Raw genomic sequence first — 23,756 nt, forward strand, 5'->3', positions numbered from 1 at the left:
CGGCCACGCGCGAAATGCAGCCGACGCCCGCGGGATGCTTGCGTGCCCGCGCGGACCGCGCGCTTCGGGCACTCGCTATAATCACGACCGATCGCCATTTTACCGACGCCTTTCTTCCGAGAAAACGCCGGGTCGTGGCCGTGCCGCACCATGCTTCGCATTGTGCGACGGCTAGCCCTAGTAGTCCTAGTAGTGCAGCGCCAGTGCGCTCTTTGCCGATGTCCGCCTCCGACTCCCACGCCCCTGTACTTGTTCCAGACTATTCGCTGCGCGCGCACAACACGTTCGGCTTCGAGGCGCGCTCGCGCTGGTTTTGCCGCATCGAAACGGCCGATCAGTTCGCGGCCGTGCTGCGCGACCCGCGCGTGGCCGGCCTGCCCCACCTTGTGCTCGGCGGCGGCAGCAACATCGTTCTCACGCATGATTTCGACGGCGTCGTCATGCTCGTGGCGCTGGCCGGCAAGCGTCTCGTTCGGGAAGACGACCAAACGTGGTACGTCGAGGCGGCCGCAGGGGAAAATTGGCATGCGTTTGTCGCATGGACGCTCGAGAACGGCTTGCCGGGGCTCGAGAATCTGGCGTTGATCCCGGGCACGGTAGGCGCGGCGCCGATCCAGAATATCGGCGCATACGGCCTCGAGATGGCCGAACGGTTCCATTCGCTGCAAGCCATCGAGCTGGCCACGGGCGCGCGGGTCGAACTCGACGCGGGGCAATGCCGCTTCGGTTATCGAGATAGTTTTTTCAAGCAGGAGGGGCGGGAGCGTTTTGCCATCACTTCGGTAACGTTCCGCCTGCCGAAAGCGTGGACGCCACGTGCCGACTATGCCGATGTGGCGCGCGTGCTGGAAGCGAGCGGGACCGATGCGTCGCCGCGCGCCATTTTCGATGCGGTGGTGGCCGTTCGCCGGGCGAAACTGCCCGATCCGGCCATGCTCGGCAATGCCGGCAGCTTTTTCAAGAATCCGGTCGTCGATGAAACGACGTACGAGGCGCTGCGCGCGCATGAGCCGCAAATCGCGTCCTATCGGCAGGCCGACGGTCGCGTCAAACTGGCGGCCGGTTGGCTCATCGATCGGTGCGGCTGGAAGGGGCGGGCGGTGGGGGGCGCCGCCGTGCATGATCGGCAGGCGCTCGTGCTCGTGAATCGAGGCGGTGCGACGGGCGCTCAAGTGCTGGAGCTGGCGCGAGCCATCCAAGCGGACGTGCTCGCGCGTTTCGGAGTGCGGCTCGAGGCCGAGCCCGTCGTGATCTAGATGCCGCCGCGGGCCTGACGCCCGGCGGCGTTCAATGATTGAGCTTGCCGAGCAGCAAGAACTCCATCAGCGCTTTTTGCACGTGCAGCCGGTTCTCGGCTTCATCCCAGACGACGCTTTGCGGCCCGTCGATGACCTCCGCGCTCACTTCCTCGCCGCGATGAGCAGGCAGGCAGTGCATGAACAGCGCATCGGGGTGCGCGCGGCCCATCATCTCGGCATCGACGCACCAATCGGCGAATGCGGCCTGGCGAGCCTCGTTTTCGGCCTCGAAGCCCATGCTGGTCCAGACGTCGGTCGTGACGAGATCGGCGCCTTCGCAAGCTTGATTCGGATCGTCGAATTCCTTGAAGAACGGCTCGCTGCCGGGCGCGACCAGCGCCGGGTCGAGCTTGTAGCCGGCCGGCGTGGAGATGCGCAGCTTGAACCCGAGGATCTGCGCGGCTTCGATCCACGTGTACAGCATGTTGTTCGCATCGCCCACCCACGCCACGGTCTTGCCCGCGATCGGACCCCGGTGTTCGTAGAACGTGAAGATATCGGCGAGCACCTGGCACGGATGGTATTCGTTCGTCAGGCCGTTGATCACGGGCACGCGGGAGTTTTCTGCGAAACGGCGCAGGATGTCTTGCCCGAAGGTGCGGATCATGATGATGTCGACCATGCGGGAGATGACCTGTGCGGCGTCCTCGATCGGTTCGCCCCGGCCGAGCTGGGTATCGCGCGTGCTCATGAACACGGCGTGGCCGCCTAGTTGGAAGATGCCGGCTTCGAACGAGAGCCGCGTGCGCGTCGACGATTTTTCGAAAATCATCGCCAGCGTGCGGTCGTGCAGCGGGTGATAGGTCTCGTAGTTCTTGAACTTGCGCTTCAGGATGCGGGCACGCTCCAGCACGTACTCGTAGTCATCCAGGGAGAAGTCGTTGAACTGCAGGTAGTGACGGATTTGTTTGGCGGCCATGAAACAAATACGGCGGGCTTGACCCGGTGCGAGCGCACCGGACGGCGCCGCCGTCGATGTGGTAACTCCAGGCAGCATAAAGGATTTTTTTCCGTTTGACGAGCCGCGGCGGGGGCGTGCCCCGTTTGTGTGCAGTGCGGCAAAAGTCGCTTCCGGTGTTATAATCGACGAGTTTTCCCAAGCCCGGCGGGCAGGCTTCGGGCACGTTTCATGGGTTTTTTACATGGCCGAAGCATCCCACACTGAATTCTTCATTCAAGGCATCACGAAAGGCGGAAAGAAGTTTCGCCCGAGTGACTGGTCGGAGCGCCTCGCGGGAGTCATGTCCTGCTATGGCCCCGGCGCTCAAGGTCCCAATGCGCGGTTGCAATACTCGCGCTACGTCCGTCCAACGCTGCTCGGCGATCTCAAGTGCGTCATCGTCGATTCGAGGCTGCGCGACATCGAACCGATGGCGTTCGATTTTGTGATGAACTTCGCGAAAGATAACGATCTCGTGGTGACCGAGGCTTGCGAGTTGCCCGACGATCACGGCGCGGTGCGCGCGAAGTAGGCGGATAGGCTCGAAAGGGCCGCTCCTGCCTTCTTGGCTTCCGGCTTTCTTGTTTTTTCCTTCTTTCCTCTTTCCTCTTTTCTCCAGGCCATGAGGCCTCGAGGTTCACTTCATCGCCTGAAAGGCATTGCGACCCGCCGCGCCAAAGCGCGGGGCGCGGGCCTTGTTCGTTCGCGGAAACCGACGCTCAAATGCAAAACGACCCGGCCGTTTGTACGGCGGGGTCGTTGCGGTCCAGCATAGGCGGCCCGCGCGGCGAAGGCCCCGCAGACGCTCGCGCAGCTTACCGTGCGGCTACTCTTCTCGTGACTTACTGTGCAGCAGCGGCTTGCAGACCCTTCAGGGCTGCAGCCAGGCGGCTCTTATGGCGAGCGGCCTTGTTCTTGTGCACGATCTTCTTGTCGGCAATGATGTCGATCGTCTTCGACGAGGCGCGGAAAACTTCCGCCGCCTTGGCTTGGTCGCCGGCTTCGATCGCCTTGCGGACAGCCTTGATTGCCGTGCGGTACTTCGAGCGCAGCGCCGAGTTGTGCGAGTTCGCCTTCGCGGCCTGACGGGCGCGCTTGCGTGCTTGTGCGGAGTTAGCCATGAGAGTTCCTTGTCCTGTACTGTTTCGGCGCCCGGCCGGAAGGCCGATCGAGTGCCGCTTTTTGGTCCGTACCTCTGGAAGCGATTGCCCAGAGGCGCAAAAAACATCGGCGAAGCGTGCTTGCGGTTTTTCGCGATATGCCGCCAACACCAGCGCCTAGTCACTGCGCGCCGCGCTCACCGTTCGGTCCTGAGCCGGCTTCTCGGCCGGCAACCTAGACCCGGCTTAAAACGAGGAAAAGCCGGGCGGCGGCCAAGATCGAGCTTGGAAACGCGCGAGTATAGCAACAAAATCAGGTACATGGCAAGCATGCGGGGCAACGGGCGTTGCCTGCAACCTGTTGCGGCGGCGAGAGTCGAATGGCCTGGACTGCAGCTCGAGCGGCGAGCTTGCGCCTTCCGAGGGCCGGCGCCGATGACGGCGCCGGTCAATCGCGCCGATCCGCGGCGAAGCGGTCGAGCCGTCCCTTATATCAAGGGGCGGGTCGCCGGTGTCCGTATAATAGCCCCCCCATGAATCTATTCCGAGCCCTGCTGACGGTCAGCGGCTTCACGCTGCTGTCGCGCGTGACCGGACTGGCCCGCGAAACGCTGATCGCGCGCGCGTTCGGCGCAAGCCAATACACCGACGCTTTTTACGTCGCCTTTCGCATTCCGAACCTGCTGCGGCGCCTGTCCGCGGAAGGGGCGTTCTCGCAGGCGTTCGTCCCGATCCTGGCCGAATTCAAGAACCAGCAAGGGCATGACGCGACCAAGGCGCTCGTCGATGCGATGTCGACGGTCCTCGCCTGGGCGCTCGCACTGCTGTCGCTCCTGGGCGTGGCCGGCGCCTCCTGGGTCGTCTATGTGGTGGCGTCCGGGCTGCGCGCGGACGGTCAGGCGTTCATGCTCGCCACGACGATGACGCGGATCATGTTCCCGTACATCATCTTCATCTCGTTGACGACGCTCGCGTCGGGCGTGCTCAATACCTACGGCAGCTTTTCGCTGCCCGCCTTCGCTCCGGTCCTGCTCAACGTCGTTTTCATCGTCGCGGCGGTTTTCGTCGCGCCGCTGATGAAGGTGCCGGTCTATGCGCTCGCTTGGGCTGTCATCGTGGGCGGCGTGCTGCAGTTTCTCGTGCAGCTGCCCGGGCTACGGAAAATCGACATGACGCCGCGCATCGGGCTCAACCCGCTCGCCGCGCTGGCGCACCGCGGCGTGAAGCGCGTGCTGCTCAAGATGGTGCCCGCGACGTTCGCCGTTTCGGTCGCGCAACTGAGCCTCATCATCAATACGAACATCGCCTCGCGCTTGGGGCCGGGCGCGGTGTCGTGGATCAACTACGCCGATCGCCTCATGGAGTTCCCGACGGCGCTCCTGGGCGTCGCGCTCGGCACGATCTTGCTGCCGAGCCTATCGAAAGCGCACGTCGACGAAGATCCGCACGAATATTCGTCGCTGCTCGATTGGGGGCTGCGCGTCACGTTTTTGCTCGCCGTGCCGAGCGCGCTCGCCCTTTTTCTGTTCGCCGAGCCGCTCACGGCCACGCTCTTCAACTACGGCCATTTCGACGGCCGCTCGGTCGTCATGGTGGCGAGGGCGTTGACCGCGTACGGCGTCGGGCTGATTGGGCTCATTCTCATCAAGATCCTCGCGCCGGGCTTTTACGCCAAGCAGGACATCAAGACCCCCGTGAAAATCGGCATCGCCGTACTGGTCGTCACGCAGCTGTCGAACTACGTCTTCGTGCCCGTCTTCGCCCACGCCGGCCTGACCTTGAGCGTCGGGCTCGGCGCTTGCGTCAATGCTTCACTGCTGTTCATCGGATTGCGCCGGCGTGGCATCTATACGCCGTCGAGCGGGTGGCTGCGCTTTCTCGTGCAGTTGACCGGAGCATCGTTGATATTGGCCGGCGCCATGCACTGGTGTTCGATCAACTTCGATTGGGTCGGGCTTCATGCGCGGCCCGCCGCCCGCATCGCACTGCTCGCCGCCTGTATCGTGCTGTTCGCCGCGCTATATTTCAGTATGCTTTGGGTAATGGGTTTCAAATACGCGTACTTCAGAAGGCGTGCCAAGTGACGGCCATGACATCGGTTCTCGACTTCTTCTCCACCCTCGTTGCCGACGACGACAGTCTGCCCTTGACGGAGACGGCGGTTGCGCTCGCCCAGGATGCGTACCCCGATCTCGATCTGGAAGCGGTGCTGGCCGAGCTCGACGAGCTTGCGCTGCGCTTGAAGCGTCGTTTGCCCGAGGGGGCGGACCTGACTGAAAAGATCGGCGCGCTGAACCGCTTCTTCTTCCGCGAGCTCGGGTTCGCCGGCAATCTCAACGATTACTACGACCCGGACAACAGCCACCTGAACATCGTCTTGAAGCGCAGGCGCGGCATCCCGATTTCGCTGGCCGTGCTTTATCTCGAATTGGGCGAACAGATCGGGGTGCCGGCGAAAGGCGTTTCATTTCCGGGGCACTTTCTCTTGCGCGTCACGTTGCCGGAGGGCGACGTCATGCTCGATCCCACCACGGGGCAATCGCTGTCCGAGGCGCAGATGGTCGATATGCTCGAACCGTACATCTCGCACACCGAGCAGTCGGTCGGCAATGCGCTGCGCATGCTGCTGCAGCCGGCCACGCCGCGGGAGATCGTCGCCCGCATGCTGCGCAACCTGAAGGCCGTCTATCTGCAGACGGAGCGCTGGCAGCGGCTTTTGGCGGTGCAGCAGCGGCTCGTCGTCTTGTTGCCGGAGAACATCGAGGAAGTGCGCGATCGAGGGTTTGCTTACGCGCGGCTCGACTACCTGCGCCCGGCGCTCGAAGATCTCGAACGCTATCTGGACGATCGGCCCGACGCCGAGGATGCCACCACGGTGGAGTCGCAGCTGAACGAGCTGCGTCAGCGCACCGACCACGGCAACGACTAAGCGGCTGCCTATTGCGGCGCGCCGGGCGAGCAGCCGCGCCCGCGCCAATCCCCACTTCGTTCTCCCAATGAAAACGCCCGCCTGAGCATTGACGTCAGGTGGGCGTTGTCCTATCGCGGGCGGTCGCGAGCGCGCGGCGGGGATGCCGGCGCGCTGCCATGCTTATTTCGGCTGCATGCGGATCGCGCCGTCGAGGCGGATCACTTCGCCGTTGAGCATCGGGTTGTCGAAGATCTGCTTGACGAGCATCGCGTATTCGCCGGGCTTGCCGAGCCGCGGGGGAAACGGCACCATCGCGCCGAGCGCGTCTTGGACTTCCTGGGGCATACCGAGCAGCATGGGCGTTTCGAAGATGCCGGGGGCGATCGTCATCACGCGGATCGCATTGCGCGAGAGGTCGCGTGCGATGGGCAGCGTCATGCCGGCCACGCCGCTTTTCGACGCCGCGTAGGCCGCCTGGCCGATTTGTCCGTCGAAGGCGGCCACCGACGCCGTGCTGACGATTACGCCGCGCTCGCCGTTCGCGTTCGGCTCGTTCTTCGACATGGCCGCCGCGGCGAGCCGAATCATGTTGAACGTGCCGATGAGGTTGATCTCGATCGTACGTTGAAATTTGTCGAGCGGATGGGGGCCGTCCTTGCCGACGGTCTTGACGGCCGGCGCGACGCCCGCGCAATTGACGAGCCCGACGAGCGTGCCGAGCCGCGTTGCCGCCTCGACGGCCTGCTGGGCGTCGGCCTCGCGGCTCACGTCGCATTTGACGAAGACGCCGCCGAGCTCGCTCGCGAGCGCTTTGCCGGCTTCTTCATTGAGATCGGCGATCGCGACTTTACCGCCGTGTTCGGCGAGAAGGCGTGCCGTTGCCGCGCCAAGCCCCGACGCACCGCCGGTGACCAAGAATGCGTTGCCGCGAATATCCATGCTCCATGCTCCTTTTCGTGTGTTCCAAGGGGGCGCTCCCGCTACCGCCCGGCTCGTGACCGGTTGGCGCGCGGCCAGCCGACGATTGTAAACGCTCGCGGGCATGAAAAAACCCGCCACGAGGGGCGGGTTTTGCAGAGTTGACCGCGCCTTACTTCAACGCTTCGAACACGCGCTGACGAATTTCCTCGACGCTGCCGAGGCCGGAGATGCGCCGGTATTGCGGGGCGCTGAGCCCGTTTTCGACGCCGCGCTGCGCCCATTGCTGGTAGTAGTCGATAAGCGGCTTCGTTTGCGACACATAGACGTCGAGACGCTTTTTCACGGTCTCTTCCTTGTCGTCCTCACGCTGGACGAGCGCCTCGCCCGTCACGTCGTCCTTGCCTTCGACCTTCGGCGGGTTGAACGTCACGTGATAGCTGCGGCCCGACGCCGGGTGCATGCGGCGGCCGCTCATGCGAACGATGATTTCGTCGAACGGCACGTCGATTTCCAGCACGTAATCGATTGCAACGCCTGCCTCCTTCATCGCCTCGGCCTGCGGCAGCGTGCGCGGGAAACCGTCGAACAAATAGCCGTTCTTGCAATCGGCTTCGAGCAGACGCTCTTTCACGAGGTTGATGATGAGTGCGTCGGGCACGAGTTCGCCCGCATCCATGAAGCGCTTCGCTTCGACGCCGAGCGGCGAACCGGCCTTGACGGCGGCGCGCAGCATGTCGCCGGTCGAAATCTGCGGGATCCCGAATTGTTCCTTGATGTAGTTGGCCTGGGTGCCCTTGCCGGCGCCCGGTGCGCCCAACAGGATCAAACGCATGCTATTTCTCCGAATCGTTTATCAATGCTGCGGCGCGAAAAGCAGGGCGCAAATACGCAAATACGCACAACGCCAAGCGCAATAGGCTTCCTCCGAAACGTGGCGTCGCCGGCGGCGCACAGGCGCGGCGGCCGGCCCTCTAGGCTTGCAAGCATCGTTCAGGACGACACGCGCAAGCCGCCGGCGGGCGACATGGCAGACGAACGGGAACCGGAAGCGAATCATGCGAATGCTCGCGCAATCGGCCCTGATTATGCCATGGCTCGTCAGGCCTTCGACCGGAAAAACGTCAGGTTTTCGACAGGAAAAGTGCGCGTACGCGCTCGAGATCGGCCGGCGTGTCGACGCCCGGCGCGGGCGCCTCATGCGTTACGCGTACCGCGATGCGTTCGCCATGCCACATCGCGCGCAGCTGCTCGAGCATTTCGGCCTGTTCGATCGGCGCCTGCGCGAGCGTCGGATACGTGCGCAGGAACCGCGCGCGATAGGCGTAGAGGCCGATGTGCCGAAGCACCGTACCGGCCGGCGGCGCGGGCATGGCGGCGATGTCGATGGCGCGCGCGCCGCAATGCGGCTGATAGGCATCGCGCAGCCAGGGGATCGGCGCGCGCGAAAAATACAGCGCGATCGCGCGTGCATCGAGCACGACTTTGACGACGTTCGGGTTGAAGACGTCGGCCGGATCGACGATCGGGTGCGCGGCCGTGGCGATCGCGCAGTCGGGATTCGCGGCAAGGTGCGACGCAACGTCGCGCACGAGCGCGGGGTCGATCAACGGTTCGTCGCCTTGCACGTTGACGACGATCGTCTCGTCGGATAAATCGAGCCGCGTCGCGACCTCGGCCAGGCGATCGGTGCCCGACGGGTGATCGGCGCGCGTGAGCAACGCCTCGATGCCATGGGCTTTCGCGGCGTCGAGCACGCGCGGGTCGTCGGTGGCGATCAGCACCTGCTTCGCGCCGGCTTCGCGTGCGCGCTCGGCCACGCGCACGACCATCGGTTTGCCGGCGATATCGGCGAGCGGCTTTTCAGGCAAGCGCGTCGAGGCGAGACGTGCGGGGACGACGGCCACGAAAGGCGGTGCGTCGAGACGGGCGGGTGCGGTCATCGTTCGGGTCGAAAGCGAAAGGCAATCACGGCGGGCGGTACGGGGGACACGCGGCGCGCCGCGCTCCGGGCGTTAGGCGCCGCCTGCCGGATCGACCGGATCGAGGGGCGTGCCTTCGACGGTCTGGCGCGCTTCGTCGACGAGCATGACGGGGATGCCGTCGCGAATCGGATAGGCGAGCTTATCCGCGTTGCAGACGAGTTCTTGCTGCGCGCGGTCGTACGTGAGCGGCCCCTTGCAAATCGGGCAAACGAGAATTTCAAGCAGGCGAGCGTCCACGGAGTTTCTCCACAACCAGAGCGATGAGGCGAGCGGGCAGCGTGGCTTCGACCGGTACGACCCAGATCCGAGCGTCACGCCAAGCGCTCAATTTTACTGCATCCTTCTCGGTCACCAGGATCGCGTCGACAGGCTCGTCGATGAACGGGTTGTCGCGAAACGCGTAATGATCGGGCAAGGGCCGTGTGACCGGCGCTAGGCCGGCTGCGCGCAACGTCGCGAAAAAGCGCTCGGGCGAGCCGATGCCGGCCGCGGCCAGAACGCGCGCACCGGCAAATTGCGCGAGCGGCCGCCGCAGGCTGGGATCGCCCAGATGCCATGCGTCGCCGGGCGTCAGCGTCAGCGCGTGCGTGTTCGGCCACGGCGGCAGCGCACGGTCGAAGGGGTTGTTGACGAGCGTCGCGTCGCGCCTGCGCGAAAGCGGTTCGCGCAGCGGGCCGGCGGGCAGCAGAAAGCCGTTGCCGCCCAGGCGCTGGTCGAACACGACCAGTTCAACGTCGCGCGCGAGCCGGTAGTGCTGCAGGCCGTCGTCGCTGACGATGACGTCGACGTCGTCGTGGGCCGCGCGCAGCGCTTTGGCGCAGGCGACGCGATCGGGCGACACCCACACCGGCACGCTCGTGCGGCGCGCGATCAGCACCGGTTCGTCGCCGACTTGCTCGGCCGAAGAGGCCGACGTGACGGGGCGCGGCTCGCCGCCTTTCGCGCCGTAGCCGCGCGAAACGACGCCGGGCGTGAAGCCGGCCGCGCGCAGCGCTTGGACGAGGGCGATGACCGTCGGCGTCTTGCCCGTGCCGCCCACGGTCACGTTGCCGACGACGATGACCGGCACGCCGATGCGCACGGGTTCGAGCCAGCCGAGCGCGAAGGCGGCGCGCCGCATCGCGGCGATGGCGCCGAATAAGCAGGCGGCAGGCGTCATCGCCCATGCAAAGGCGCCGCGGCGCTGCCACTCGCGCGTGACATAAGATTCGGCGCGGGCTTTGAGTCGTTCGGCGAAGCTGGGCATGGGGCTCGAGTTCGTCAGGGCGTCGAAAGATCGGAAGATGGACCCGGCACTGTAGCCCGGCAGGCTCTCGCGCCGCAAGCCGAGCCACGCGATAGGGCGATCGGCCTTCCTGTGGATAACTCTGTGAAAAACTTCGGTCGTCGTGGCCGGAAAAGCCGGTAAATCGGGCTTCCCATCGGTCACGACTAAAGTCCTACGAAAAAATATACGTTTTAAATCAAAAAGTTATGACGGGACATCGCGCTATTTCGCGGGTTCTATCGTCATTGGACGCCACGTTGCGCGGCGCTCCGCTATGTGGGAAACCTTGCGGCAAACACGCGCGCACTGGACGCCGGGCCCGCGGCGGTCTATCGTCTGACCGGCGAAAAACAAGGTACCGCATGCAATCCCGTTCTCCGTTTTCAGCCGGCGGCCCGGCAGCACCGTCCGGCCCCGGTTCGTTCGAGGCCGACGTGGCCGTTCCCGTATCGGTCCTGAACCGTGCGATCGGCACGATGCTCGAACGCTCGTTTCCGCTCGTTTGGGTCGCCGGCGAAGTGTCGAACTTCACGCGCGCCGCGAGCGGCCACTGGTATTTCTCGATCAAGGACGCGCAAGCGCAGATGCGGTGCGTGATGTTCCGGGGGCGGGCGCAGCACGCGGAATTCATGCCGCGCGAGGGCGACAAGATCGAGGTGCGCGCGCTCGTCACGATGTACGAACCGCGCGGCGAGCTGCAATTGAACGTCGAAGCGGTGCGGCGCACCGGCATGGGGCGCCTGTACGAAACGTTTTTGCGGCTCAAGGCGCAGCTCGAGGCTGAGGGGCTCTTCGCGCCCGAGCGTAAAAGGCCGCTGCCCACGCATCCGCACGCCATCGGCATCGTCACGTCGCTGCAAGCGGCTGCGCTGCGCGACGTGCTGACGACGCTCTCGCGCCGTGCGCCGCACATTCCCGTCGTGGTCTACCCGGCGCCGGTCCAAGGCGCGGGGGCCGCCGAAAAAGTCGCGGCGATGATCGCGGCCGCGAATGCACGGCGGGAAGTCGACGTGCTGATCGTGTGCCGCGGCGGCGGCTCGATCGAAGATCTGTGGTCGTTCAACGAGGAAGTCGTGGCGCGCGCGATCGCGGCGAGCGAGGTGCCGGTCGTGAGCGGCGTCGGCCATGAAACCGACTTCACCATCGCCGATTTCGCGGCCGACGTCCGCGCGCCCACGCCCACCGGCGCGGCCGAACTCGTGAGCCCCCAGCGCACGATGCTGCTGCGCGAGCTCGATCACCGCACGGCCGCGCTCGCACGGGGCTTTGGCCGTCTCATGGAGCGGCGCGCGCAGCAGCTCGATTGGCTGGCGCGGCGGCTCGTCAGCCCGGCCGAGCGCTTGCGGCGTCAACGCGTCCATCTGCAGCAGCTGCAGGCGCGCCTTGCGTCCGCCGGCGCTCGGCCGCTCCGTGACGCGCAAGCGCGTTTTGCGTTGGTGAGGCTGCGGTGGGCGCGCTGGCGGCCGGACGTCGCGACGCAGCGCGCAGCCGTGACGGCGCATGCTCGACGGCTCGACGCGGCGCTGGAGCGCCTGCGCGAGCGCCGCGCCGCAAAGGTGGCGACGCTCTCGGCTCGGCTGGAAGTACTCAGTCCCCAGCGCACGCTCGAGCGCGGATATGCCGCGCTGATCGATACGCAGACCGGTCGTGCCGTGCGTTCGCCGACGGCGCTCAAGCGCGACAAGCGGCTGACGGTGCACGTGGCCGAAGGCGCCGCCGATGTGACGCTCAAGGATGTGCAGCCACGCTTGACGGACGGGTTCTGATCGCCGCCGCTCGCGGAACGCCACGCCATCGTCGGCCAACTTCCGCGAACGCTGCGACAAAACGCATGTGGCGGAAGCATTTTTTACGCTGATTGCGGCGCGTGGCGGTCAATGCTGCACATAAAGGCTCGCGGTTTGCGGGGTTATTCCAACTCGCCTACAATCCAATGCTCTACAGCGTTAGCCGCCTACTTCCCCATAACACAGAAGGATCAGCACCATGGAACATACGCTCCCGCCGCTGCCGTACGCGAAGAATGCGCTCGCTCCGCACATGTCGGAAGAAACGCTCGAGTTTCACTACGGCAAGCACCATCAAGCCTACGTGACGAACTTGAACAACCTCATCAAGGGCACCGAGTTCGAGAACCTGCAACTCGAAGAGATCATCAAGAAGTCGTCGGGCGGCGTGTTCAACAACGCTGCGCAGATCTGGAACCACACATTCTTCTGGAATGGCCTGAAGCCGCAAGGCGGCGGCGCACCGAGCGGCGCGCTCGGCGACGCGATCAACGCCAAGTGGGGTTCGTACGACGCGTTCAAGGAAGCGTTCTCGAAGGCCGCGGTCGGCAACTTCGGCTCGGGTTGGACGTGGCTCGTGAAGAAGGCCGACGGCTCGCTCGACATCGTGTCGACGAGCAACGCCGCCACGCCGCTGACGACGGACGCCAAGCCGCTGTTGACGATCGACGTGTGGGAACACGCTTACTACATCGACTACCGCAACGCACGTCCGAAGTTCGTCGAAGCGTTCTGGAACATCGTGAATTGGGATTTCGCCGCGAAAAATTTCGCGTAAATCCGTCGATGTGCCGGGCGGGCGCTTGCATGGCGCTCGCCTTGAACGAAAAGGCTCTCCGCCCCGGGGAGCCTTTTTTCGTCTGGGCGCGCGGGCGAGCGCGCGCCTACAGCGACGTGCGGCGCGCGACGTCCGCGAGCGCCGCACGATCGGTCAAGACGTTGTCGATCAAGCCGTACTCCTTCGCCGCGGCTGCCGACATGAAATTGTCGCGATCGGTGTCCTTGGCGATCTGCTCGACCGATTGCCCCGTGCGCTCGGCCAGCACTTGATTGAGCCGCTCGCGTAGGAACAGGACTTCCTTCGCCTGAATTTCGATATCGGCCGCCGTGCCTTGGCTGCCGCCCGAGGGCTGATGAATCATGATGCGCGCGTTCGGCAGTGCGAAGCGTTTGCCTTTCGCCCCGGCCGCGAGCAGGAACGTCCCCATGCTGGCCGCGAAGCCCGTGCAAAGCGTCGACACTTGCGGCTTGATGAACTGCATGGTGTCGTAGATCGCGAGGCCGTCGTACACCGAGCCGCCGGGCGAATTGATGTAAAAGAAGATGTCCTTGTCGGGGTTTTCCGACTCCAGGAACAGCATCTGCGCGACGATGAGGCTCGCCGTTTCGTCCGTGACGGGACCGACGAGGAACACGATTCGCTCGCGCAACAAGCGTGAATAAATGTCGTAAGCGCGTTCGCCCCGACCCGATTGTTCGATGACGGTCGGCACGAGTTGGGCGTGCGGATAGGAAGTCATAGGCGCTCCTCGCATGGAATCGACGACGGCCGCGCCTCGAGCATACTCGCGGGCGGCCTTTGCTGTGTTGACGCGCTGATCGGCGCCGATGTGACGGTTTCCTCAAATATCCCAGCGCGAACCGGGAAAAGAGAAAAAATAAACGGATGAGCGTAACATCGGCGCTCGCTCGAACGTCATTAAGGTGAGGCGCGTGACGCGCCGCCAGCTCGACTTAAGGAGCCACTCCAATGAGGCAAGAAGAAAAAGACAAGATATCGAGTTTCGAAGCCGCCCGTGCGCGGCTCACGTCCATCGCCTATCGCATGCTGGGCAGCCGAGCCGAGGCCGAGGACATCGTTCAGGACGCGTGGCTCAAATGGCACGCCGCTGCGCAAGGCGAGCTGCGTACGCCGCTCGCCTGGTTGACGACGGTCACGACGCGCCTCGCGATCGACCGCATTCGCCGCCTGCAATCGGAGCAAACGGTGCGCACGAGCGAATGCCTTGCGCAGCCTTGGCTCGACGAGATGGCGCCGTCGGCCGAAGAAGAAGCCTTGCATGCGTCGTCCGTGTCGGAGGCGGTGGAGCTGTTGTTCGAGCGTCTTTCGGCCGACGAACGCGCGGCGTTCGTACTTCACGAGGCGTTCGACTACGACTATGCGCAGATCGCGCAGGTTGTCGGTAAAACGCCCGCCCACTGCCGGCAGCTCGCGCATCGTGCGCGGCGGCGCTTGATGAGCGAGCCGGCGGGCAGCGCTGGCCGTGCGGGCGCGCAGCGTCGCGATGGCGCGTGGGGCGACCCGGCGCGCGCGGACGGCTTCGAGCGGCTGCGCGAGGTCATTCGTCGCGCCGATGCGGCGGCCGCTCGGCAATTGCTCGCCGACCGCGCGGTCATGGCGCCCGTCGCTGCGAACCCGGCCGCTCGGCCTTCGCGCGTGGCCGAGCCGGCCGCGGAAGATGCCACAGCGTTTTCCGAATGCAGTGCGCTCGAAGCGCATGCGCTGCCCTGCGAGCACGGGGTGGCGTTTGCGCTCGTTCGTGACTGCGACGTCGTGGCGATCGTGCGCGTGACGATCGCAGCCGGGCGATGGCGCCGCGGGCTATACCGCGTCGAGCTCGTGAGAGACGGGGCTCAGATCGACGCGCTGAACCGCCGCTTCGGCTCGCACGCGATTGCGCAACGGCTTGCGCGTATCGCCGCGCCGACATTGGCCGCAAGCGCAGTTGCCGCTTGATGCGCCTTCCTTTCTAGCGCCTAGCTATGGCTCGCCGCGCAGGCGACGCCTCCGCCCAAGCTTGCCCGCATCACCGGACGAGCGACGCCGCTTCCCAATCGATGTCCACGCACAACACCTGCAACCCCAGGGCCGTCTGAGCCGCGATCGACGCCGTCACGCAAAGGTGCGCCTCGTTGAGCGAAAGATACGGCGCCGTGACGTGCACGGGCCCGGGCGCGCGCACGGCTTCGGTGAAGTAGGGCCGATGGGCCCAATTCGCGCCTTCCGAATGCAGCAGCGGGCTGAACCGCTTCGCGCGCCGGGAGACGACGCGGCCGATCGGCACGACGTTGTCGCCGATCTGCTTGCCGTCGGCGTCCAGCAAAAAACAGCGCGCCGTATCGGGCAGCGCGAGCAGCGCATCGCAGGCGGCTTCCACCGGGGTGCCCGTCACAAAACGCGCGCACGCTTCTTCCAGTGCCTTGACATACGGCGCCAAGCGCTCGGCCTGCGAGCGCTCGCGCGCGGCGACGCGTCTGCGCAGCGCCGCCGACAGCGCATCGATGAGCCCCGCCGCGGCTTGCGGCTGCACGGGTTCGACGCTCGGTTCGGCGAAGAAGCTGCCCTGCACGAAGTCCACGTTGCATTCGAGGGCGATCAACGCGTCGCGCTCCGTCGCAAGCCCACCCATCAGCACCAGTTGCCCTGATTCGTGCAGCAGCGAAACGAGCCCTGGCAACACGCGCTCGAAGTGCGAGTGCTCACTCGCTTGCGCGAGAATGCCGCGATCGAGCGAGACGATGTCGGGATGCAAATGCCAGACGCGGTCGATATTCGAATGCTTGGCGCCGAAGCCGCCGAGCGCGATCAGAAAGCCGGACTTGCGCAGGCTGTCGACGATCTCGGCGAACCGGCTCGTCTCCCCGCCTGCTTGCTCTGGCACCTCGAGCACGACGCGCTGCGGCGGCAGGCCGAGCGATTTCAGATTGGCGAGCAGGGCGTCGCCATAGCTCGTATCCATCAGCGCGGCCGGATGCAAGCTCAAAAACAGCCATTCGTCGTGACCGTCGATAGCGCTGAAGTTGCCCAGGTGAAGCGATTCGGCAAGCCGTCCGAGTTCGAGCAAATCCCCGCGCCGTGCGGCTTGGGCGAACACCTCGCGTGAAGGCGCAAGCCGTTCCTGTTCGTCGTGCGCGCGCAGCGATGCGTGATAACCGATCGCGCGGCGATGCGAGACCGAGAACACAGGCTGGAAGACGCTGAACACCGTGTAGCCGCCATAGACGACGGTGCGGCGGCTGCCCGCGTCGTCGGCGACGGGACGCGGCGGCTGAAAGCCCGGAGGATCGAGGTCGACCATGCTCATGGGTTTGGACGGAGATGAAAGACAAAAACGAAAGGCGGTCGCGTCGACGCGCCTTCGACGGCACGGCGCTAACTGTACAGCATATGAATGCAAGTTCTATGCGCGGCGTCAACGCGAGGCTCGCCGACGGCGCGGCGCGGCCCACAGCCCTTCATGTGCCACGCACACGCACAAACGTGGTGCCGCCGCCCCGTCGCGGCGCGCGCAGGCGCCGCATGCAGGCGCTCGCCCATCACGCCCGTCATGCGATCAACGCTCGCTCGCGCACGGGAGGCGTCGGCGCCTCGGCATCGAGCTGGCCCGCCCGCTCGAAGAACGCATGGGCGCGTCGGTCTTGCGCATAGGCCGCGTTGATCCGGATCCAAGGGCTCGGCTCGCCATGAGGCCGGAAGTAGCTCCCCGGCGCAATGATGACGCCCGATTCGCTCGCGCACGCCATCAGCCGTTGCGGATCGTCGATGTGCGGAACGCGCGCCCAGACGAACTTGCCGCCGACAGGTGGCGCGAACAACTGCCAGCCGTGGGCCTCGAGCGTGCTCGTCGTCGCGCCGAGCGCATCCGTCATGCGGCGGCGCAGCCGCTCCAAGAATTTTCGATAGGCGCCGCGTTCGAGCATGGTGAGCGCGACCGCTTCGGCAAAGGGCGATCCGCTGATGCTCGTCAGCATCTTGACGTCGCCCAGGTCCTTGACGATCTTGCGGCTCGCGGCGATGAAGCCAATGCGCAGCGATGAGGACAGCGTCTTCGATAACCCGCCGATGTACACGACGCGTTCGAGCTGGTCGAGCGCGGCGAGACGGTCCGTCGTATCGGCCTGAAAATCGGCATAGATGTCGTCTTCGACGATCGTGAAGTCGTACTCGTGCGCGAGCTGCAGCAAACGAAAGGCGACCGACGGCGCGACCACGGTGCCGGTGGGGTTGTGAAACACCGTATTGACGAACACGGCGCGCGGACGGTGCCGCTGCAGTTCGGCTTGCAGCACCTCGATGTCGGGCCCGGAAGCGGTACGCGGAATGCCCACCACGTTGACCCCATGCAACTTTAGGAGTCCGAATAAATTGTAGTACCCCGGATCTTCGACGAACATCGTATCGCCGGCGCGCAGCATGTAGCGCACGATCAGATCGACCGCTTGGCTCGCGCCGGACGTAATCAGGATCTGCGAAGCGTCCGCACGGATGCCGAGCGGCGCGATGCGTGCTTGCAAATGTTCGCGCAGGGCCGCGTTGCCGAGCGGCGTCGCGTAGTCGATCAAAGAGCCGTGATCGGTGCGCGCGACGTGCCGCACGGCCTGCGCGATGCCGTCCATGTCGCGCCATGCCTCCGGGATGAAGCCGCTGCCGAGTTTGAGCGTATCGCCCGGATGATTGAATTGCTGCAGGATGTAATTCGATTCTTCCTCGGCGCGACGCGGGTCGGATGCGCCGCAGCGTTCCAGCTTGGCGATGCGTCCGCTCACATAGAACCCCGACCCATGGCGCGATTCGATATAGCCGAGCGATACCAGCCGGTCATACGCTTCGATGACGGGAAATCGGCTGATGCCGCACTCCTCGGCGAGACGGCGAATCGACGGCAGCTTGGCGCCGGCGTGCGCCTCACGCGAGCGAATCCATTGCTCCATGGCCGACACGATCTGCTCGGTCATCGGCACGCTACTCTCGCGGTTGATCGCAATCTTCATCGTCGTTACCTCGGACTGTTCGCTATTTCGACTGAACAGTTTCGGCAAAACTGTTCAGTACTGTGCATGTGATTGTAGCTGCCTGCTCGCAATAATGCATGGACGAAATGTTTTTGAAGGAGTACGGCGATGCGTGAAATCAGAACGTTCGAAATGCGGCACGACGAGGCCGCGACCGCTTGGCGTGTGGCTGATCCGCTTATCGTGGAGGCGGCGCACGGCACCGTTTGGCTCACGATCGAGGGCGATGCGGAAGATTATTGGCTGGAGCCCGGGCAGACGTTTTTGTTGCCCGCGGGGGCGCGGGCATGGATCGGCTCGGGCCATGGCGACGTGCGCTTGACGGTGACCGGCGCGGGCTCGCAAGCCGCGGCTTGCCGCAACGAGACGCTCGCGTGCCCTCGGACGCTGCGCGAGGGGGCGATGAAAACGAGCGAGGCGCGTGCGCCGCGCTTGCGCCACGTTCCGGCGTGACGCAAGTTGGCGATTAGGGCCGTGTCGAGAACCGACCCGCAGCGGTACTAAGGGCTTTCTAGGACGCCATTTCGTCCGGCCCCACGTAGCGCGCCCGCGGGCGGATCAAACGGCCGTCCTCGAGTTGCTCCATCGCATGCGCGATCCAGCCCACCGCGCGGCCCAGCGCGAAAAGCGAGAACGCCGCGCCCGCCGGCAAGCGCAGCACGCGCTCGAGGGCCGACAACGCGAAATCGACCGTGGGTGCAAGGCCCGTCGCTTCGCGTACGGCGTGCGCGATTGCGTCGACGTCGGCCAACGCCTGGCGCTCGGCGCGGGTGCGCACGTGCTGCGACAGCATATCGAGCAGCAGAGCCGCGCGCGGATCGCCCGCCGGATAGAGCATATGCCCGAAGCCTGGCAGGATCGTGCGCTGCTGCCCGTCGCTGCGCGCGAGCCGCCCCGCGATATAGCGATCGATGTCGCCTGCATGCTTCGCTTCGTGGAACATGGCCGTCACGAGCATCGTCTCTCCGCAATGGCGCGGCCCCGCGAGCGCCGCGAGACCGCCCGTGACGGCGCCGAACAGATGCATGCCCGTCGACGCGATGCAGCGGACCGTGAACGTCGATGCGTTCAATTCATGATCGGCGCAGACGACGAGCGCGGCGCGCAGCAGCGAGAGACGCCCATCATGACGCACGCCCCAGACCTTGGCCAATTGCCGATGCAGCGGCTCGCGGGAGGGCGTGGACGCCACGAGCGCGGCGGCCAGAATGCGCAGCAGCGTCACGGCGGTATCGAGCTGAGCTGGTTTGCCCGCCGCGAACAGTCGCGCCATCCGCGCAGCCGCCGCGGGGAGCATCGCCAGCGCACGATCCTGCGGGGCGAAGTCGCGCGTCTCGTCGAGCCACGCCCGCCACGAGGCTGGATGAATCGGTGCATCCCATTGCGTCTCGAAGCAGGCGCCATCGCATTCCCACAGTAGCGACGCGGCCTGTTCGAGGGTAGCGTCCCGGGCGAACGCCATGGCGTCATGGCCTCGATAGAACAGCCGGCCGTCGGCAATGAGCGTGATGCGCGATTCGAGCACGGGCACGCCCCAGTCGAGCACCTTCTGCGCGACCTTGCCTGCGCGCTTGCCGTCGGCTTTGCGGCGCGCAAGGCGCCGTACTTCGTCGGCCGCGTAGCGCCGCCGCTTGCTGATCGCGTCGGGCGCCGAACGCAGCATGCCGCGGCTCACGTAGGAATACAGCGTCGGCAGGCTGATGCCGAGCGCAGCGGCCGCCTCGGTCGCGGTCAAATAGGCGGATACGGGCGAACGGGTCGTCGGCATAAAATCAAACAAATCGTTATATGTTGATTATTTGAATCAAGATTGATCGACATCGGTACCGATTCTAGACTCGTCGGCACCTTCCTTCATTCGAGTTCATTCAAATCATGACTGCATCTGCCGCGCTCGAACATCTGTGGTCTCTGGCAGGTTGCGATGCCGCCGCATTGGACGACATTCGGCTGCGAGGGGAAGATCCCGGCCTGCCTTCCGTATTCCGTGTCGGCACACTCGCAAGCGCGTCGATCGGCGCGCAAGCGCTGGCCGCGGCCGAATGCCATCGGATGCGCACGGGCACCCGGCAACGCGTCGAGATCGAGCAGCGGCGCGCGCTTGCCGTCTTTCGTAGCGAACGTTATCTGCGCATCGACGATGGGCCCGCCCCCGAACTGCGCGACCCGTTGATGGGTTTCTACGAAACGCGCGACGGGCGATGGATTCAGCTGCACACGAATTTTCCGCATCATCGGCACGGCGTCGTGAATGTGCTGGGCTGCGCCGACAACCATGCGGACGTCAGCGCGGCGATTCGACATTGGGACGGCGCCGCGCTCGACCAAGCGCTCGCCGATGCCGGACTCTGCGCGGCATTGATTAGGAATCCTGACGAATGGAGCGAGCTTGCGCATGCGAAGGCGCTCGCATCGCTGCCGCTGCTGGAAATCGAGCGCATCGAGGGGAGCGGCGTCGCGCACGCGCCGCCGATGCCGATCGGCCAAGGCGGGCGGGGCACTTCGGGCATCGGCGATGAGCGCCCGCTCGCCGGCGTACGCGTTCTGGAACTCAGCCGAGTCATCGCGGGGCCCGTCGCGGGGCGCACGCTCGCGCAGCATGGCGCGGACGTGCTGCTCGTGAACGGCCCTCATTTACCCAATATCGCGCCGCTCGTGATCGACAACGGGCGGGGTAAGCGCTCGGCGTTGCTCGATTTGCGCCGCGGCGACGAGCGCGACACATTGACGTCGCTCGTGCGGGAGGCGGACGTTTTTCTTCAGGCCTATCGGCCCGGGTCATTAGCGGCGCTCGGCTTTTCGCCGCAGGCGCTCGCACGGGCGAAGCCGGGAATCGTCTACGTCTCGATCAGCGCCTATGGCCACAAGGGCCCCTGGGCGCAGCGGCGGGGCTTCGACAGTCTCGTGCAATCGGCGAGCGGGATCGCATGGACCGAACGCGAGGCGGCCGGCGCTCGCGCGCCCAAGCATCTGCCGTGTCAGGCGCTCGATCATGCGACGGGCTATCTGGCCGCGTTCGGTGCGATGGCCGCATTGATGCGGCGTGCCGCCGAAGGCGGCAGCTGGCATGTGCGCGTGTCGCTCGCGCAGACGGGCCGCTGGCTGCAATCGTTCGGGACGCTCGCCGACGGCTGGCGTGCGCCGGATGTGACGCTCGACGATGTGAGCGATCTCATGCAAACGATGGACTCGCCCTTCGGCAAGGTGCTGGCCGCGGCTCCCGCCGAGCGGATGTCGGCGACGCCGCCGCGATTCGACTTGCCGCCCGCGCCGCTCGGCGCCGACGCGGCGCGCTGGGCTGCATAGGCGGCCGGCGCGCATCCGCGGGATTACGAGGCGGTCGTTAGCCCGCGAGCGCTATTTGCGCAACTCGGCCACGAAATCGTAGTAATCGTTGCGGCAATACGTGTCGGTCAGCTCGATGGCGCGCTGATCGGCCGTGTAGCCGATCCGGGTGATGAGCAGCAACGCGTCGTGCGGCGCAATCCCCATTTGATTGGCGATTTCATCGCTCGCGTTGACCGCGCGGAAATGTTGCAGGGCGCGCACGATTCCGAGTCCTCGCTGTTCGAGGTAGCTGTACAGGGAATCGCCGATCGCGTGCGGGTCGGGAATGACCGACGCGGGCAGCGTCGAATTCTCGACCGCCATGACGATGCCGTTGGCCAGGCGCAGGCGCTTCAGGCGCGTGACGGCCGCGGCGGGCGACAGGCCGAGTTGAATGACTTCATCGCGGCTCGCGGGCTGGATGTCGCGCGAGATCCATTTCGAGCTCGGAGTGAAGCCGCGCCGGCGCAGCATCTCGCTGAAGCTCGATAAGCGCGAGAGCGGGTCGTCGTAGCGCGGCGTGATGAAGCTGCCGGCGCCTTGCGTGCGCCGGATCAACCCTTGTTCGACGAGCAGGGCGATCGCCTTGCGGGCCGTGATGCGCGAGACGCCGAGCGCATCGGAGAGCACGCGCTCCGAAGGCAGCGCTTCGCCGGCGTTCCACCGGTTCTCATGGATCGCTTGGCCGAGCTTGCGTGCGAGTTGCAGATACAGCGGCGTGTCGTTGTCCGGGTCGGGGCGCAAATCGCGCCAGCGTTCTTCCGAGGAAGCGTTGTTCATGGAGTGTGCACGGCGAGGGGCAAGCGGCAATTCTAAGTCATCGCGCTATCGCTGTGCCGCCTATGCTCGCGCGGGCGACTAAACTGCACTGCATTGCCAATCGTTGAAGGGAGGCAGGCATGACGCGGGAAGACGCATCCGTCACGTTGCCGGATGGGGAGCGCATCGCCCGGCTAGGGCAGGGCACTTGGGAAATGGGCGAGCGCCCCGAGCGGCGAGCCGCCGAAACAGAGGCGCTTCGCCGGGGAATCGAGCTGGGGATGACCGTGATCGACACGGCCGAGATGTACGGCGAAGGCGCCACGGAAACGTGGCTCGGCGAAGCGTTGGCAGGGCTGCGCGACGAGGTGTTTCTCGTCAGCAAGGTATATCCGCACAATGCGAGCCGACGCGGGGTCATTGCCTCGTGCGAGGCGAGCCTTGCGCGGTTGAGAACCGATCGGCTCGACCTCTATCTGCTGCACTGGCGAGGCGGCGTGCCGCTCGAGGAGACGGTCGAGGCATTCGAACGGTTGCGGCGCGAGGGCAAGATCCGGCACTGGGGCGTGAGCAATTTCGACGTCGAGGATATGGCGGCGCTCGTCGATGCCGGTGGACAAGCGTGTGCGACGAACCAGATTCTGTACAACGTTGCCCGGCGGGGTCCCGAATTCGATCTGTTGCCCTGGATGAAGGCGCGCAATATGCCCGCGATGGCCTACAGTCCGATCGATCATATGCGTTTGCCCAAGCGCTCCGCGCTCGACGAGATCTCACGCGCTCGAGGCGTATCGGCGGTTCAAGTCGCGCTCGCGTGGGTGCTGGCGCAAGCGGGCGTCTGCGCGATTCCCAAGGCGAGCACCGTGGAGCACGTACAGGCGAACCGCCGCGCGCTCGACATCGTACTCAGCGAGCAAGAACTGGCAGCGATCGATGACGAGTTCAAGCCGCCGCGCAGGAAGGGGCCGCTGGAGATGCTCTGAAGGGCGCGCGTGACGATTGCGCTGCGTCGGTGGATGCGGGCGGCGCCTTGTCGGTGCGGTCGCAGACGGTTCTCGCGATCGCGCGACGAGCGCTGCGCGTGCCAACGATGATGCAATTTTGAGACGAATGCTTCTTGAGGCCGGTTGACTAAGGCAGCACGCCGTCGGGCGGTCGTCCATATCGACGACCGCCTGCGTGTCGGGGCTAGTGATTGCCGCCGGAACCGTGCCCGCCACCCGAGCCGTTCCCGCCGCCGGCGCCGTGCCCGCCACCCGAGCCGTTGCCGCCGCCGGCGCCGTGCCCGCCGCCAGAGCCGTTGCCGCCGCCAGAGCCGTGGCCGCCGCCGGAGCCGTTGCCACCGCCAGAGCCGTGGCCGCCACCTGAGCCGCCACCACATCCACAGCCGCCGCCGGAGCCGCCATGGCCACCCGAGCCGCCGGAGCCACCGGAGCCACCGGAGCCACCGGAGCCGCCGGAGCCACCGGAGCCACCGGAGCCACCGGAGCCGCCCGAACCACCGCCTGAGCCGCCGCCTGAGCCGCCACCCGAACCGCCACCCGAACCGCCCGAACCGCCCGAACCGCCCGAACCGCCCGAACCGCCCGAACCGCCCGAACCGCCCGAGCCACCACCCGAGCCGCCCGAGCCACCGGAGCCACCGGAGCCCCCCGAGCCACCGGAGCCACC

The 23,756-nt window shown here is 65.6% G+C and carries 22 protein-coding genes; 10 read left to right on the forward strand and 12 right to left on the reverse strand.

The window, feature by feature from the left end; genetic code table 11:
- Nucleotides 1-218 precede the first annotated feature (218 nt).
- Nucleotides 219-1,256, forward strand: coding sequence for a UDP-N-acetylmuramate dehydrogenase (gene murB, locus ACTHNR_RS18575; protein ID WP_440549131.1), 1,038 nt, complete (start codon nt 219-221; stop codon nt 1,254-1,256).
- A 31-nt stretch (nt 1,257-1,287) separates the two neighbouring features.
- On the opposite strand, the gene argF is transcribed toward murB, so the two are convergent.
- A complete protein-coding gene (gene argF / locus ACTHNR_RS18580) occupies nt 1,288-2,217 on the reverse strand; it encodes an ornithine carbamoyltransferase (RefSeq protein ID WP_440549132.1) in 930 nt (309 codons plus the stop codon).
- A gap of 223 nt (nt 2,218-2,440) precedes the next feature.
- Between argF and ACTHNR_RS18585 the strand changes: the two genes are divergently transcribed.
- Entirely contained in the window at nt 2,441-2,770 is a 330-nt protein-coding gene (locus ACTHNR_RS18585; protein WP_440549133.1) for a DUF3579 domain-containing protein, read from the forward strand.
- Nucleotides 2,771-3,080: 310 nt separating this feature from the next.
- On the opposite strand, the gene rpsT is transcribed toward ACTHNR_RS18585, so the two are convergent.
- Nucleotides 3,081-3,359: a 30S ribosomal protein S20 gene (gene rpsT, locus ACTHNR_RS18590; RefSeq protein ID WP_440549134.1), complete on the reverse strand. Its 279-nt coding sequence runs from the start codon at nt 3,357-3,359 to the stop codon at nt 3,081-3,083.
- Nucleotides 3,360-3,871: 512 nt separating this feature from the next.
- On the opposite strand from rpsT, the gene murJ reads away from it, so the two are divergent.
- Together murJ and ACTHNR_RS18600 are read left to right on the forward strand one after the other, a co-directional pair.
- The gene (murJ, locus tag ACTHNR_RS18595) at nt 3,872-5,422 is read left to right on the forward strand and encodes a murein biosynthesis integral membrane protein MurJ (RefSeq protein WP_440549135.1); all 1,551 of its coding nucleotides are present in this window, start codon (nt 3,872-3,874) and stop codon (nt 5,420-5,422) included.
- A gap of 5 nt (nt 5,423-5,427) precedes the next feature.
- Nucleotides 5,428-6,267 (forward strand): SirB1 family protein, encoded by an 840-nt coding sequence (locus ACTHNR_RS18600; RefSeq protein WP_440549152.1) that lies wholly within the window; start codon nt 5,428-5,430, stop codon nt 6,265-6,267.
- Between the two features lie 162 nt (nt 6,268-6,429).
- On the opposite strand, the gene ACTHNR_RS18605 is transcribed toward ACTHNR_RS18600, so the two are convergent.
- The 5 genes from ACTHNR_RS18605 to lpxK all read right to left on the reverse strand — a co-directional run bounded on the left by ACTHNR_RS18605 (nt 6,430) and on the right by lpxK (nt 10,398).
- Nucleotides 6,430-7,188 carry a 3-hydroxyacyl-CoA dehydrogenase gene (locus tag ACTHNR_RS18605; protein ID WP_440549136.1) on the reverse strand — a complete coding sequence of 253 codons (759 nt, stop codon included), beginning with the start codon at nt 7,186-7,188 and terminating at the stop codon, nt 6,430-6,432.
- Between the two features lie 151 nt (nt 7,189-7,339).
- On the reverse strand, nt 7,340-8,002 hold the full coding sequence (adk, locus tag ACTHNR_RS18610; RefSeq protein ID WP_440549137.1) for an adenylate kinase: 663 nt from the start codon (nt 8,000-8,002) through the stop codon (nt 7,340-7,342).
- Nucleotides 8,003-8,291: 289 nt separating this feature from the next.
- Nucleotides 8,292-9,110 carry a 3-deoxy-manno-octulosonate cytidylyltransferase gene (gene kdsB, locus ACTHNR_RS18615; RefSeq protein WP_440549138.1) on the reverse strand — a complete coding sequence of 273 codons (819 nt, stop codon included), beginning with the start codon at nt 9,108-9,110 and terminating at the stop codon, nt 8,292-8,294.
- Between the two features lie 72 nt (nt 9,111-9,182).
- Nucleotides 9,183-9,389 carry a Trm112 family protein gene (locus tag ACTHNR_RS18620; RefSeq protein ID WP_440549139.1) on the reverse strand — a complete coding sequence of 69 codons (207 nt, stop codon included), beginning with the start codon at nt 9,387-9,389 and terminating at the stop codon, nt 9,183-9,185.
- Complete coding sequence (gene lpxK, locus ACTHNR_RS18625) at nt 9,370-10,398, reverse strand: tetraacyldisaccharide 4'-kinase (RefSeq protein ID WP_440549140.1); 1,029 nt, start codon at nt 10,396-10,398, stop codon at nt 9,370-9,372. The genes ACTHNR_RS18620 and lpxK overlap by 20 nt, the downstream gene beginning before the upstream one ends.
- A 383-nt stretch (nt 10,399-10,781) precedes the next feature.
- On the opposite strand from lpxK, the gene xseA reads away from it, so the two are divergent.
- Nucleotides 10,782-12,185 (forward strand): exodeoxyribonuclease VII large subunit, encoded by a 1,404-nt coding sequence (gene xseA, locus ACTHNR_RS18630; protein ID WP_440549141.1) that lies wholly within the window; start codon nt 10,782-10,784, stop codon nt 12,183-12,185.
- A gap of 220 nt (nt 12,186-12,405) precedes the next feature.
- Nucleotides 12,406-12,984 (forward strand): superoxide dismutase [Fe], encoded by a 579-nt coding sequence (gene sodB / locus ACTHNR_RS18635; protein ID WP_440549142.1) that lies wholly within the window; start codon nt 12,406-12,408, stop codon nt 12,982-12,984.
- Nucleotides 12,985-13,090: 106 nt separating this feature from the next.
- Here sodB and clpP read toward each other — a convergent pair whose 3' ends face one another.
- Nucleotides 13,091-13,726 carry an ATP-dependent Clp endopeptidase proteolytic subunit ClpP gene (clpP, locus tag ACTHNR_RS18640; RefSeq protein WP_440549143.1) on the reverse strand — a complete coding sequence of 212 codons (636 nt, stop codon included), beginning with the start codon at nt 13,724-13,726 and terminating at the stop codon, nt 13,091-13,093.
- A 230-nt stretch (nt 13,727-13,956) separates the two neighbouring features.
- Here clpP and ACTHNR_RS18645 point away from each other — a divergent pair, with 230 nt between their 5' ends.
- Nucleotides 13,957-14,943, forward strand: a complete 987-nt coding sequence (locus ACTHNR_RS18645) for a sigma-70 family RNA polymerase sigma factor (RefSeq protein WP_440549144.1) — start codon at nt 13,957-13,959, stop codon at nt 14,941-14,943.
- A 70-nt stretch (nt 14,944-15,013) separates the two neighbouring features.
- Here ACTHNR_RS18645 and ACTHNR_RS18650 read toward each other — a convergent pair whose 3' ends face one another.
- Nucleotides 15,014-16,291, reverse strand: a complete 1,278-nt coding sequence (locus ACTHNR_RS18650; protein ID WP_440549145.1) for a sensor domain-containing phosphodiesterase — start codon at nt 16,289-16,291, stop codon at nt 15,014-15,016.
- A gap of 241 nt (nt 16,292-16,532) precedes the next feature.
- On the reverse strand, nt 16,533-17,978 hold the full coding sequence (locus ACTHNR_RS18655; protein ID WP_440549146.1) for a PLP-dependent aminotransferase family protein: 1,446 nt from the start codon (nt 17,976-17,978) through the stop codon (nt 16,533-16,535).
- A 129-nt stretch (nt 17,979-18,107) separates the two neighbouring features.
- On the opposite strand from ACTHNR_RS18655, the gene ACTHNR_RS18660 reads away from it, so the two are divergent.
- Nucleotides 18,108-18,452, forward strand: coding sequence for a DUF2917 domain-containing protein (locus ACTHNR_RS18660; protein ID WP_440549147.1), 345 nt, complete (start codon nt 18,108-18,110; stop codon nt 18,450-18,452).
- A 58-nt stretch (nt 18,453-18,510) separates the two neighbouring features.
- On the opposite strand, the gene ACTHNR_RS18665 is transcribed toward ACTHNR_RS18660, so the two are convergent.
- A complete protein-coding gene (locus ACTHNR_RS18665) occupies nt 18,511-19,767 on the reverse strand; it encodes a citrate synthase (protein WP_440549148.1) in 1,257 nt (418 codons plus the stop codon).
- Between the two features lie 107 nt (nt 19,768-19,874).
- Here ACTHNR_RS18665 and ACTHNR_RS18670 point away from each other — a divergent pair, with 107 nt between their 5' ends.
- The gene (locus ACTHNR_RS18670; RefSeq protein ID WP_440549149.1) at nt 19,875-21,305 is read left to right on the forward strand and encodes a CoA transferase; all 1,431 of its coding nucleotides are present in this window, start codon (nt 19,875-19,877) and stop codon (nt 21,303-21,305) included.
- Between the two features lie 51 nt (nt 21,306-21,356).
- Here the strand turns inward: ACTHNR_RS18670 and ACTHNR_RS18675 are convergent, their stop codons facing one another.
- Nucleotides 21,357-22,106 carry a GntR family transcriptional regulator gene (locus ACTHNR_RS18675; protein WP_440549150.1) on the reverse strand — a complete coding sequence of 250 codons (750 nt, stop codon included), beginning with the start codon at nt 22,104-22,106 and terminating at the stop codon, nt 21,357-21,359.
- Nucleotides 22,107-22,225: 119 nt separating this feature from the next.
- Here ACTHNR_RS18675 and ACTHNR_RS18680 point away from each other — a divergent pair, with 119 nt between their 5' ends.
- Nucleotides 22,226-23,068, forward strand: a complete 843-nt coding sequence (locus tag ACTHNR_RS18680) for an aldo/keto reductase (RefSeq protein ID WP_440549151.1) — start codon at nt 22,226-22,228, stop codon at nt 23,066-23,068.
- The last annotated feature ends 688 nt before the right edge of the window (nt 23,069-23,756 follow it).

It is taken from the genome of Trinickia sp., assembly GCF_051954495.1.
Taxonomy (GTDB): Bacteria; Pseudomonadota; Gammaproteobacteria; order Burkholderiales; family Burkholderiaceae; genus Trinickia.